At 72.5% G+C, this 12,058-nt stretch carries 12 protein-coding genes; 6 read left to right on the forward strand and 6 right to left on the reverse strand.

The genetic code is table 11. The annotated features are described in order from the left end of the window. Positions 1 to 34 precede the first annotated feature (34 nt). Positions 35 to 2,047, forward strand: a complete 2,013-nt coding sequence (locus tag ACFVGO_RS17000) for an alkaline phosphatase family protein (RefSeq protein WP_380632459.1) — start codon at positions 35 to 37, stop codon at positions 2,045 to 2,047. A 118-nt stretch (positions 2,048 to 2,165) separates the two neighbouring features. Here ACFVGO_RS17000 and ACFVGO_RS17005 read toward each other — a convergent pair whose 3' ends face one another. Next, on the reverse strand, positions 2,166 to 2,351 hold the full coding sequence (locus ACFVGO_RS17005) for a DUF397 domain-containing protein (RefSeq protein ID WP_359900032.1): 186 nt from the start codon (positions 2,349 to 2,351) through the stop codon (positions 2,166 to 2,168). Between the two features lie 2 nt (positions 2,352 to 2,353). Continuing rightward, on the reverse strand, positions 2,354 to 3,226 hold the full coding sequence (locus ACFVGO_RS17010; RefSeq protein ID WP_380632462.1) for a helix-turn-helix domain-containing protein: 873 nt from the start codon (positions 3,224 to 3,226) through the stop codon (positions 2,354 to 2,356). 130 nt (positions 3,227 to 3,356) lie between these two features. On the opposite strand from ACFVGO_RS17010, the gene ACFVGO_RS17015 reads away from it, so the two are divergent. From ACFVGO_RS17015 to ACFVGO_RS17025, 3 genes are all read left to right on the forward strand, one after another. Beyond that, complete coding sequence (locus ACFVGO_RS17015; RefSeq protein WP_380632464.1) at positions 3,357 to 3,872, forward strand: ATP-binding protein; 516 nt, start codon at positions 3,357 to 3,359, stop codon at positions 3,870 to 3,872. A 251-nt stretch (positions 3,873 to 4,123) separates the two neighbouring features. Continuing rightward, positions 4,124 to 4,327, forward strand: a complete 204-nt coding sequence (locus ACFVGO_RS17020) for a hypothetical protein (RefSeq protein WP_359900037.1) — start codon at positions 4,124 to 4,126, stop codon at positions 4,325 to 4,327. Positions 4,328 to 4,513: 186 nt separating this feature from the next. Then, positions 4,514 to 5,149, forward strand: a complete 636-nt coding sequence (locus ACFVGO_RS17025) for a CAP family protein (RefSeq protein ID WP_380349529.1) — start codon at positions 4,514 to 4,516, stop codon at positions 5,147 to 5,149. Between the two features lie 59 nt (positions 5,150 to 5,208). Here the strand turns inward: ACFVGO_RS17025 and ACFVGO_RS17030 are convergent, their stop codons facing one another. From ACFVGO_RS17030 to ACFVGO_RS17045, 4 genes are read right to left on the reverse strand one after another with little or no spacing between them, the layout of a single operon-like run. Further along, positions 5,209 to 8,160: a M48 family metalloprotease gene (locus ACFVGO_RS17030; protein WP_380632467.1), complete on the reverse strand. Its 2,952-nt coding sequence runs from the start codon at positions 8,158 to 8,160 to the stop codon at positions 5,209 to 5,211. Next, a complete protein-coding gene (locus ACFVGO_RS17035; RefSeq protein WP_380632470.1) occupies positions 8,161 to 8,700 on the reverse strand; it encodes a hypothetical protein in 540 nt (179 codons plus the stop codon). It lies immediately after the preceding gene. Continuing rightward, entirely contained in the window at positions 8,697 to 8,990 is a 294-nt protein-coding gene (locus ACFVGO_RS17040) for a pentapeptide repeat-containing protein (protein WP_380632564.1), read from the reverse strand. The genes ACFVGO_RS17035 and ACFVGO_RS17040 overlap by 4 nt, the downstream gene beginning before the upstream one ends. After that, positions 8,974 to 9,747, reverse strand: coding sequence for an NDP-sugar synthase (locus tag ACFVGO_RS17045; protein ID WP_380632472.1), 774 nt, complete (start codon positions 9,745 to 9,747; stop codon positions 8,974 to 8,976). The genes ACFVGO_RS17040 and ACFVGO_RS17045 overlap by 17 nt, the downstream gene beginning before the upstream one ends. A 390-nt stretch (positions 9,748 to 10,137) precedes the next feature. Here ACFVGO_RS17045 and ACFVGO_RS17050 point away from each other — a divergent pair, with 390 nt between their 5' ends. Together ACFVGO_RS17050 and ACFVGO_RS17055 are read left to right on the forward strand one after the other, a co-directional pair. Then, positions 10,138 to 11,349 (forward strand): serine hydrolase domain-containing protein, encoded by a 1,212-nt coding sequence (locus tag ACFVGO_RS17050; RefSeq protein WP_380632474.1) that lies wholly within the window; start codon positions 10,138 to 10,140, stop codon positions 11,347 to 11,349. Positions 11,350 to 11,455: 106 nt separating this feature from the next. Beyond that, positions 11,456 to 11,983, forward strand: coding sequence for a hypothetical protein (locus tag ACFVGO_RS17055; RefSeq protein ID WP_359900049.1), 528 nt, complete (start codon positions 11,456 to 11,458; stop codon positions 11,981 to 11,983). Positions 11,984 to 12,058 lie beyond the last annotated feature (75 nt).

Genomic DNA, 12,058 nt, shown 5'->3' on the forward strand with positions numbered 1-12,058 from the left:
CCGCGGAGCCGCGAAAGCACCCAGGGAGACGAGAATGTCCGACAAAACAGTCCCACCCGACCTTCCGCCCTCAGTGATCGAGGCGATGAAGCGCAAGCCGCCGGCCGGAGGGCTCGGGGCGGTCAAGCACGTGGTCCTCCTGATGCAGGAGAACCGCTCGTTCGATCACTACTTCGGCAAGGGGGTCGACGGCGTGCGGGGGTTCGAGGACCGCAACATGGTCCTCCTGCCCGACGGCAAGAAGTCGGTCCTGGAGCAGCCGGGCTCACAGGGGCCGGAGCAGTGGGAGATTCCCACCGGAGATGTGGACAAAGGCCTCAACCACAACTGGGACGGCGGCCACGACGCCTGGCACGGAGGCTGGTACGACCGCTGGGTGGCGGTCAAGACGGTCGACACGATGGGCTACTACGATCAGCCCGAGGTGGTCGGGCTCTACCGGAAACTGGCTGACGCCTTCACCATCTGCGACAGCTACCACTCGTCCGTGATGGGCGAGACCACCAGCAACCGCAACTACCTCTTCTCCGGATTCGGCGGCTGGGAGCCCACCGGGGAGCGCGTGACCGGCTCCGAAGCCCACGGGCGGGAGAGGCCTCCGGGGGCCCCGGGGGCCTACGACTGGACGAGCTACCCGGAAATGCTGGAAGCCAACGGCGTTTCCTGGCAGGTCTACCAGGAGTGGGACAACTTCTACGACAACAACCTGGAATTCCATGACAGGTTCAGACGGATTGCCGCCGCCGTCCTGAAGGGGATGCCCAAGACCTACGCGAGCACGTACAACTTCTACCACCCCGTGGATAAAGACGAATTCCCTCCCGGGCCGGACGACATCAGCCAACCCGATCTCGACGCTCTGGACACCCAGGTCAAGAAGCTCTCCGATGCCGACCGGAGCCTGTTCGAGCGTGCGCTGCGCCGTCAGCGGCCCAGCAAGAACGGAGGCGGCGTCGACAACGTCCGCGGCTTCGTCCAGGCGTTCAAGGACGACATCACGGCGGGCAAGCTCCCGCAGGTGTCGTACCTGGTCTCCTCGGCGCGGGACTCGGAGCACCCCGGGAACTCGTCCCCGGGCTTCGGTCAGCAGATCGTCTACCAGGTCCTGGACGCCATCGCCTCCAAACCCGACGTGTGGGACTCCACCATCCTGTTGATCAGCTACGACGAGAACGACGGCCTCTTCGACCACGTCCCGCCTCCGGTACCGGCGCGACAGTGGGCCGACGAGTTCGTGGACAACGTGCCCATCGGGTTGGGGACCCGGGTTCCCATGATCGCGGTCTCCCCGTGGACGATCGGTGGCTACGTCAACTCCCAGGTCTTCGACCACACCTCGCAGGTCCGGTTCCTGGAGAACTGGCTGGACGTGCGCCAGCCGGCGATCAGCCGGTGGCGCCGCACGGTGGCGGGCGACCTGTCGTCGGTCTTCGACTTCGACCGCACTGCGGCTGTCACGAACCCGTACAAGGGCTCCGGCCCCCGCCCGGCGCGGCCGCTGCCCTACCAGCCCGACGCCTACGGCATGCTCGACGCCGCCGCGCAGACCTTCTTCCTGCGAATGTACAACAGCGGCAAGGCCAGTGCGCACCTCGCGCTCTACCCGTACGCCGGCGAGTACGACACCCCCCAGCACTTCGACGTCCTCGGCACCGCCGCCGAGGCCGTGCCGGTCAAGAATGGCGCCTACAACTTCACCCTCACCGGGCCGAACGGCTTCCGCCGCGAGTTCGCGGGCGAGACCACGGGTGACGCGGCGCTTGTCGATGTCGCCACGACGGCGGACGGGGCCACCCGGGAGCTGAAGCTGTCGATCGCCAACCGGGGCGCGTCGGCCCTCAAGGTGAAGCTGACTGCGAACGCTTACAGCAAGGTTCCCGCAAAGGAGTACGACGTCCCCGCGAACGGGCAGCCTGTCGTGGTGACTTGGGACACCGAGGACGCCCAGGGCTGGTACGACCTGACCCTCACCGTCGACGGGGACTCCTCCTACCGGCGCCGATTCATGGGCCACATCGAGAACGGCAAGGAGAGTGTCAGCGGCTGACGCACGCCGGCCCGGGCCCGTACAGAGCGGATCTGTCGGGTGGGGGCAGGTGGCAGCCGGTACGCCAACGGCCCGCCGCCGGGAAGGCGGTGGGCCGTTGAGGGGAGGTCCGGAAGTGTCAGACCTCGGTGGTGGCGGCGAACTTCACGAAGGCCGCCCAGGTGGCCGGCTCGAAGGCCAGCTGGGGGCCGCTCTTGTCCTTGGAGTCACGCACGTGGACGACACCGGGGGTGCCGGCGACCTCGACGCAGTTGGCGTCCTCGTTGGTGCTGTAGCTGCTCTTGAACCACGCCAGCTCGGCCATGCCTACCGCTCTCCCGGAATCGCTTCGATCAGGGCCAGGGACTCCCTCAGCCCCAGGGCCTGGGCCCGGATACTGCTGTACCGTGCGGCCATATTACGGACTTCCGCCGGATCCGTGATCAGACGATTCACGTGCTGCGCCGCGGCATAGCCGATCTGCGGCCGACCGGGCGGGGTCAGCAGCGCGAACGAGCCACTCATGCCCGCGTGGCTCATCCGGTCGAGCGGCATGACCTGGAGCTCGGGGCCCCGCATCTGCCCCACCTTCAGCAGGTGCTGGAGCTGCTCCTTGTGCACGTTCCACCCGCCCAGCGGGCGCCGCAGCACGCTCTCGTCGATCACCCACGTCACCACCGGCAGCGGCCAGCGGGTCAGGATCTCCTGCCGGGCCAGTCGCGCCGCCACCCACTCGTCGATCTGCTCGGGCGAGAGGATCGGCCGGCGCATCTCGTACAGGGCGCGGATGTACGCCTCGGTCTGGAGCAGTCCCGGGATCACCATCGTGTCGTAGTTGTGGATCTCGATGGCCCGGTGCTCCTCCGAGGTGAAGGCCTTGGAGTAGGCCGGGTGACGCTCGCTCACCCGGACCTTGGCCTTCATCACGTCGTCCGCGATGACCCGCAGGGCGCCGCCCGCGTTGATGATCGGATCCACCTTCGTCAGGAACTCGATCCTCGCCGTCCGCACCCCCCGCTCCATCGCGCCGATCTGGTCCTCGCTGTAGCCGGTCAGCTTGGCCAGCTCCTTCTGCGTGATCCCGGCCCTCTCGCGGAAGTGCTTGATCAGCTTGCCCACCGCGCTGTAGAACTCCGCGACCCCGTCCGAGTTCTCCGCCGTCTCACCGTCATCGAACATCGTGCGTTCGACGCCAGCCATGTGTACCACCCGCCTTTGCGACCGATTGATCCGAGCCGACCGACAAGTCGGCCCTCCGTGTCCGTACAGGCACTCTCCGTGCTCGCCCGGCTCCTGGCCAGGGTACTTCCGCCCCGCCACGCTTACTCCCATGACGACCGAAAACCCCCTCGACAACCCCCGGTCCCGTACCGCCACCCTCATCGCCTCCCCCAAGGGCGCCGCCATCTGCCGTCGCCTGGCGCGACGTCAACTCATGGACTGGGAGCTGGACTCCACGCACACGGAACCGTTCCACTGCGCGCTGCTGATCGTCGCCGAGCTGGCCGCGAACGCGATCACGCACGGGCGTCTTCCGGGGCGCGGGTTCGAGGTTCACCTCTCGCTCACCACCTCCGTGCGCCGGGGCGCCACCCTGCGCATCGAGATCAGCGATCCCCGGGGGGACAGGCTCCCCGTCCTCCCCGCCGTCCACACCCCGAACGCCCAGACCGGCCGTGGCCTCACCCTCGTCGACGCCCTCTGCCACCGCTGGGGCACCATCCCCCGTCACCCCAACTCCAAGACCGTCTGGGCCGAACTCGACCTCGTCGAGGCCCCCGAGGCGCCCGACGCGCCCGATGCCCCCGACGGCCCCGACGCGCCCGGCGGCCCCGACGCGCCCTGAACCCCGCGATACCCCACCGGTCCCGCAAGCCACCAGGAGTGGGAAGTCGGCCCGTCCGGCTTCCCACTCCTCCTGTCGATGCCCTGGGCCCGGGCCATCCCAGGTTTGTGGGATGTCCCCAGGCCGACCGCCGCTGCCAGGATGTGCCGCACGGAGCCGAACGCTCCGGCCGGGCTTCGGAGTTCGGGCTCCGCGGGCTGTCGCGGGGCTGCGCCGGAGCACCCGGCTCTCCGGCAGAGAGATCCACATCCATGAAGATCCGTCGACTGGCCGCCACCGCGCTCGCCGCGGCAGTGCTGGCCCCCGTGCTCGTCCTGGCCACCGGCGCCGAGGCGAACGCCTACCCGCGGCAGCTGTCCAAGAGGGAGCAGTGCACCGCGGCGTGGAACGTCAACTACTGGTCCGGTGGCGAGTCCTTCGCCCGCGGCCAGTGGAGGGCCTGCATGGGGGGCTGACCGCCTCCGCGGCCCCTGGCGCCCCGAGCGCCTCAGCACCCCAATGGGCCACAGGGCAGGAGTGGGAAGTCGGCCGGTCCGACTTCCCACTCCTTTCTGCGTGGTGCCCGCCCGGCGTCCCGTGCCCTCTCGGCCCCCGGTGGCGTTAACCCGGTGACGATCACTCGGAACGCGAAGGAGACCGCCGTGGAACGACGTCGAATCCGCAACGCCGTCCTGGGAGCGTGCAGCGCGGCGGCGGTCATGGGAGTGCTCGTGCCGGCGCAGCCGGTCCGGGCCGCCGAGGCCTTTCCCCGCCCCGCGCTTCCGCTCGTGACGGACCAGGCGTTCCAGGACGATGCCCTCCGGACGCACAACCGGTACCGTGCCGCGCACAGCGCCCCGCCCCTGACGCAGGATCCCGAGCTCGTCGGGTACGCCGAGCAGCGCGTCACCCGCCTGAGCACCGGTCACAAGCTCGACCTGGTGAACGAGGGCCGGGTCAAGGGCGTGGGGGAGAACGTCTGGTGGGGCTGGATCGGGTCGGTCGAGCCGGGCACCGAGCCGGCCGCGGCACATGTCGCCGTGGACCGCTGGTACCAGCAGGGCCGCGACTACCGGTACGACCAGCCCGGCTACGACCAGAACCCGGGGACGGGCGGGTTCACCCAGGTGGTGTGGAAGGCCACGACCCGCATCGGCTGCGCCCGGGCCGCCGGCGCGGGGACGGCCGACACCAAGGACGGTCTGGAGTCGTACATCGTGTGCCTGTACAAGGAGCCGGGCAACATCGACGACCCGGCCGCCTACCGGCAGAACGTGCTGCGGCCGGTGGACGGCTGACCGCCGCCCGGGCACAGCCCCCCGGCTCGCCGGTCGTCACCGACGGAGGAAGACACGCCCTAGGAGGCCGGGCGGTCGCAGACCGCCGCGGTGCCCTGCGCGGGCGGGCGGGTGGTGCCCCGGAAGCCGCCCGCGCGGAGGATCCCGTCGATCCCGGCGTTGACCGATTCCGCGCAGCGGCGGGCCGCATACAGGTCGAGCAGGGCGCTTCTCAGGCCGGCCTGGTCGCGGGCGGTCAGTGCCTGGGCGCAGCCGCGACTGCCGCTGTCCGCCTTGGTGGTCAGCGCGTGCCAGTCGGCCCGTAGGCGCGGGTCGGCGGGCACGCGGAACCAGACCGTCTCGAACCAGGCGGCGCTCCCCCACTGGGTGCAGGCCGGCCGGAGGCGGCGGTCCAGCGCGTCCCAACTGTCCTTGGCGGCCTGGGCCTCCCGGACGGCGGCGGTCAGGCGACTGTCGTACGAGACCGCCATGTCGATGAGGTCGTCGCCGCTGAGGCGGTACCAGGCCCGGATCTGCCGCACGCGGGTCAACTCCGACCGCGGCGGGTCCGGGAGCCCCCAGAACTGCACCAGGGAGCGCTGGGACGTGAGCTCGTTGACCATGAAGCCCAGCTGGTACCTCCTGAAGCCGCCGTCCGCCGCGGTGCCCGCGACCGCCACGACGCACAGCAGGATCACCGCGAGGCGGCGTGCGCGCGGTCCACGGGCTCCCTGCCCACCGGCCTGGGGCTCGGGGTGGACGGAGACGCGTGCGTCAGGCCGCCGTCGACGGCGGACGGCCGTGACGGCGGCAGCGGTGAGCGCGGCGACGACGGCGGTGAGCCCGGAGAGGACGAGGGCGTTGTTCAGCACGAATGTGAACGGGAACAACGGCCTCCACCAGGCCGGCCGCCAGGCGCAGCTGTCCGAGAGGACGTTGAGCGGGGCGACGCAGCCGTCCACCGAGACGAGGAGCGTCATCGCGGCGGCCCCCAGCACGGTCGCCGTCCCGGCGGCGGTCAGGGCGCCCAGCAGCCGGAAGCGCCGGTCGGCGGCGCTCGCCACGGTGGCGGCCAGGCCTGCGGGCAGGCAGAGCGCCGTCAGCAGGAGGCCCGCGTACCGCAGGGCGTAGAGCCCGCCCCGCGCGTCCGGTACCGGCTGCGCGGTGTGGATCCAGGCCTGGACGCCGACGACGGCCAGGCTCGCCAGTGCTCCGCCCAGCAGTCCGGGCAGCACGACCTTGCGCAGCGGCGCCACGGGACGTTCCGGCCGGGGTGCCCGGTCCGGCATCCAACGAGGGGTCCGGACCGCGGTGCCGGACGCCCAGGCGAGCAGCGGCACGACCCACAGGACGATGACGGCCAGTGAGCCCATCGGTGTGTCGGCGACGTTCGACAGCTGCGGCAGCACCGTGGCGATGCCGGGAATCCTGGTCAGGTCCCCGGTCGGGGCTTTGGAAGGAAGCCACTGCAGGACGGACTGGGCGACGGCCTGGGCGCCCGGGAAGTCCCTGTTCAGCGCCGTGGCTCCGGCGAGCATCCACCAGGTGAGCCACGACGTCATGGCGACGCAGCCGGCGGCCAGGCAGAGCGTGAGCGCGGGGCGCGGGGTCCGGCCTCGTGAGGTGCGGGTCCACAGGTGCGCGCACTGGGTGGTCCACCAGCCGAAGGCCGCTCCCGCCGCCACCGGTACCAGCAGGACCAGCGGCCGCTGCGGTTGCCAGGCCCAGCCCGCGCCCCAGCCGCTGAGGACCAGGCCGGCCGACATGCCGGCGCCCAGCCACCCCCCGGCCCACGCCCCGGAGGGCACCCGGGTTCCGGTCAGGACGGCGTACACCACCGCCCGCCACAGGGCGACGACGATCACGCCGGTCACCAGGGCACCGGGAACGATGACGAGCAGCGTCATCAGGTTGTTGGTGAAGTTCACGCGGTACGGCGCGATCTGCCGGAGCACCTGCTGCACGGCCAGGACGGGCACGGTGCCGATGAGGAAGAGCGGCAGGACCGAGGTGCGGAACAGCGGGGCGGGATCGACCAGGGCCCCCTGGCGCAGGCCCCACCGTGGATGGGTGCGCCACAGGTCGAGGAAAGCGTCGAGCAGGCGGCGCACCGCGCTCCCGGACGGTGCGGCGCCGACGGACCAGCCGTGCGGGTCCGCGCCCCAGCGCACCGCGGCCAGGTCGGCGTAGATCTCCCGACTGCGCAGCGCGTCGGAGCGGGCGAGGTACAGCAGCACGACCATGACGACGGCCAGCGCCACGGCCCGGTCCAGCTGCGGCACCCGGCCGTCCGCCACCACGCCGTAGATCACGTAGCCCAGGCAGAGCACGTACGGCAGCAGCACCAGTGCGAGGAAGACCCGCCACAGGGCGACCGTGAGGTACGTCAGGGTGACGTCCCGGTTGGCGATGTGGGCGAGTTCGTGCAGCAGCACCGCCCGGAACCGCTTCGGATCGCGCCGCCGGACGGCGAGCAGGCCGCCGTGCAGGCAGACGACCGGGCGGCGGGTGCGGCCGAAGACCACCGCGCTGACCGAGGCGGCCGCGGGGTCGACCACCACCCGGGGCGTCGGCGCCACGCCCGTCGCCGTGCACAGTTCGGTGAGCAGGGCGAGGAGTTCGCCGTCCGGATCGACCGCGGCCAGCGGGATGACGCGGCCGCGCCGGGCCTTCCAGTGCGGCAGCGCGGCGAAGAGCAGGGCGGCCACCACCAGCAGGAGCAGCGGCCAGGCGGCCACCTGCCACCACGGCGGCGCGGGCGCCCACAGGGACAGGCAGAAGCGGGAGGCGGTGACCTGGCCGGAGATGCTGAGCGACGTCTTCCAGTAGCTGCCGTCAGCCGGGTCCACGCCCGCGGCGAGGCTGCACCCGGACTCGTCCCCGTCGGCCAGGACCCTGACCACTTCGAGGATCATGGCGCCGCCGGCGGTGAGCATCAGGAGCAGCAGGACGACGAACCGGGGGCCCGTGCCCGCGCCGAGGACCCTTTCGTCGATCCGCGGCCGTCCGGGCGGCGCCCCGGTGGCGTTCACCTAGTCCTGCCCGGTGCCGGTCGGGTCGGTGGGGGGCTCCGGGGCCGGTGGGATGGCCGGAGTGGGCGGGTCCAGTGCGCGGGACAGGGCCAGCCGGGCCACGACCCTGTCGGCGATCTCCTCGGTGAGATCGGGCGCGAGGCCGCGCTGCTCGCCCGCCGTCAGGAGCAGGGCCCGCACCTCGGCCAGCTGCTCCCTGGTCAGCGGCTGGAGCTCGGCCGCGCGGGCCGGTCGCCGGAACAGCCGCCGCACCAGGCCCGTGGCCCCTCGTGAGGCGCGGTCCACCGTCGTGGCCACCATTCGCTGCGCCACCTCGTCGAGCACCAGCCAGACGACGGGCGTCACCAGGGCGGCGACCTCCCCGATCCCGAACCCCAGCGGCTCGCGCCGCCCTCCACCGCGGCTCAGCCGCCGCACCACCGTGGCGTCGTCGAAGCGGCGGAGCCCCTCCACCAGGAACAGTTCCTCCGGTGCGAGGGTCTCCACAACCGATCGCACCACGTCACGCACCAGCACGGTCGGCCGGCCGTCGCCGGTCATGTCGGTTCCGGATCCCACTCGTCCCCCAGACCTTCGAGAATCCTTCCGGCCCGCACGAGGTCGGCGCGCCGGATCGTCCACTGTGGCACGGGATGTGACGGTCGGGCAGGACTTTTCCCGAGCCTGCTCCATCCGCTCACGGAGCCTGCGGACGTCCCGATCGAGCGGGCGCTGCGGAGCCGGGTGCTGCGGAGCCGGGCACTGCGGAGCCGGGTGCTGCGGAGTCGGGCGTGACGGAGCCGGGCGTGACGGAGCCGGGCGTGACGGCCCGGGTCAACGGGAAGCCGGATCCGCTCCCGTGGCGGCGGTCGGTGGCCGGATCGGTTCCGGGCGGGTCGGCGCCGCCCCGCGTGTGCGCAGTTCCCGCAGGTCGTGCGGGGTGTTGACCGCGCACCAGAAGCCGTCGGCGCGGTATCCCGCCAGCTGCCGCAGCCGCACCAGGTGCGGGAGAGTCGTGTTCGCGTGGTCCCCCCGGTCCGGCAGCAGGGGGACGACGCCGGGCTCGAAGGCGTACACGCCACCGTTGACCGTGCAGACGGGCGGGGGCGGCGCGGCGAGTTCGGCGACCCTCCCCAGGGCGTCGCAGCGGACCGTGCCCCGGGGCAGCCGGGGCGGGACCAGCGCGACCGTGGCCAGTGCCCCGCATCGCAGGTGGTGGGCGCCCAGCGCGGTGAGGGGAAAGTCGGCCCAGATGTCGCCGTAGACGGCGAACCACGGTTCCCGCGGCGCCGGAAGTGCGCGGGCGGCGAGTTTCAGTCCTCCGCCCCGCCCGAGTGGGGAGGCCTCCACGACCACGGTGGTGCGGATCGGCAGGGTCGCCGTGCGTACGTAGTCGGTGATCACCTGCGAGCGGTAGCCCGCCGAGACCACCACCGTCTCCACGCCCGCGTCGGCGAACCGGTCGATCTGGTGGCGCAGCAGCGGTGTGCCGTTCACCTCGACCATCGCCTTGGGGCGCAGGTTCGTGTGCGGGGCGAGTCGCCTGCCGCGTCCGCCCGCGAGGATCACGGCCTGACGGATCGGAGCGCAGGCGTCCGGCGATGACATTCCCGACCTCCCGGGAGCGACGGCGCGGCGTCGGAGCACCGGCCGCGAGGCGCGGGCGGAGCGGACGGCTGCGACGAGGGTAGCCCCCGATGCGCAGTTGGAGAGGCAACCGGCCCGCTCGCCGGGCAGGACGGCGGCTGAGCCTCCTGCGCCTCCTGAGCCTCCTGCGCCTCCTGCGCCTCCTGCGCCTCCTGCGCCTCCTGCGCCTCCTGCGCCTCCTGCGCCGACGACCGGCCGCCCCCCTGCGCCACCCCTCCGGGCCGACCCTGACGGAAGGTCGGGGAACGACGGCTCCCCGCCCCTGATGTCCGGGGCGGCCGGGGCCGGAAGACTCGTCGCCGGGCCGGGAACCACCGGTCCGGACGACGACCATCCTGGAGCCGGACCCGCATGAACGCGCACACGAACCGCACCCGTTGGGCCGTCCTGGCCGCCGCCGGCGCCCTGGCGGCCGCGCTGACGGTCGGGGCGGGCAGCCCGGCCCTCGCCACGACGCCCTCCGTCGGCACCTCGGCGGCGGCGAGCCCGTCCGCACTGCCGCCGCTGGACCCGGCGGCGCTCCGGGCCGCCCTCGCCCAGCGGCCCGCCGCCGACGTGTCCGCCGCGTTCCTGCGGGTCACCGGTTCCGCCGGGAGCTTCGAGGGCGCCTCGGCGGAGAGCGGGATGCGGGTGGACCCGCACGGCCGGTTCCGGATCGGGTCGATCTCGAAGGTCTTCACCACCACCGTCGTCCTCCAGCTCGCCGGCGAGGGCCGGATCGACCTCGACGGCGCCGTCCGGCAGTACCTCCCGGACTTCCCCTACGCGTCGGTCACGGTGGGGCAGTTGCTCAACCACACCAGCGGACTGCCCGGCGGCTCCAACGTGCCCTGGGGTGACGGCACCACCGGCTGGTTCGCCGAGCACCGGTTCGACTCCTTCACCCCCGAGGAGGTCCTCGCCACGATGGCCGGGCAGCCGCTGGGCTTCACGCCCGGCAGCGCCCAGCAGTACAACGGCATGAACACCTTCGTCGCCGGGCTGATCGTGGAGAAGGTCACCGGCCACCGCTACGCCGACGAGCTGCGCGACCGGATCGTCCGCCCGCTCGGCCTGCACGACACCTCCCTCCCGGACGCCGACGACCCGGGGCTGCGGCACCCCGCGACCCGCCCGTACCTGACCGTCCCCGACGCGGACGGCGGCTCGCACCGGGTGGACGTGACCGAGCAGAGCCCGTGGCCCTGGGCCGAGGGCGGCATGATCTCCAGCGCCCCCGACCTGGACCGCTTCATGACGGCGCTGTTCCGGGGCCGCCTCCTGCCGCCGGCCCAGCAGGAACTGCTGTTCACGGTCCCGGCGGTGCCCATGGCCGGACACGGCGGCCACTGCCCGGACGGCACGGCCTGCATGAGCACGGGCCTCGAACGCCTCACGGCCGGCGGCATCGTGGTCTGGGGCAAGACCGGGTCCCGGCCGGGCTCCACCAGTGGCGTCTTCGCCACCCAGGACCTCGCCCGCAAGGTCGTGTACTCGGTCGACCCGACCGCGCTGAACGGCGCCGAGACCCCGTACCTCCTCGGGCTGCTGACCACCGCGTACGGCCTGGGGTCCAAGGGCTGACGTCCGTTCTCCACCGCTGGGCCGACGGCGGGTTGGCTCGCGCGGGGGAGGCGGGCGGGCCGTGCGGTGGACGTGCGGCGGGGGTGGTGTCCGGGACGGTGGAGCCATGCTGAAGGACATCCCGGTGGGCGACACCGAACGCCCCGTTCCCCGTTGGGCCCTGCGACTGGCCAAGGCCCTCCCGTTGATCGTGCTGCCGCACTGCCTGTGGCGCCTGCCGTTCGCCTTCGACTTCCGGATGGGCACCGTCGACCCGGCCGCCCCGCCCTACGTCTGGTGGGCCGCCCCGTACGTGATCGGTCTGAGCGTGGTCACCGAGGCGCTGACGCTGCTGACCCTGGGGCTGGTCAGCGGCTGGGGCGAGGTGTTCCCGCGCTGGGTGCCCGTGCTGCGGGGCCGGCGGGTGCCGCCGCTCGCGGCGCTCGTCCCGGCCGTGCTCGGGGGCCTGACCCTGGTGGCCCTCTTCGACGGCATGCCGCTCGCCTGGCTGGGCGTGTTCGCGGAGGTCGGCTACAGCAACGGCTGGTGGATGCTCCTGGGCCGGATCTGCACCTCGACGGCGATGTTCTGGGGGCCGATCACCCTCGCCCTCGCCTGGGCCTACCACCGCCGCCGCCGGCCGGGCATCGCGTGAGTCCGCCCCCGCCCCCCGGGGGGGTGGGGCGGGGGAGGGAGAGAGGGGGGGAGGGAGGGGTGGTAGGGGAAAAAG

The sequence above is a fragment of the Kitasatospora sp. NPDC057738 genome, assembly GCF_042798815.1.
Taxonomy (GTDB): Bacteria; Actinomycetota; Actinomycetes; order Streptomycetales; family Streptomycetaceae; genus Kitasatospora; species Kitasatospora lactacystinica.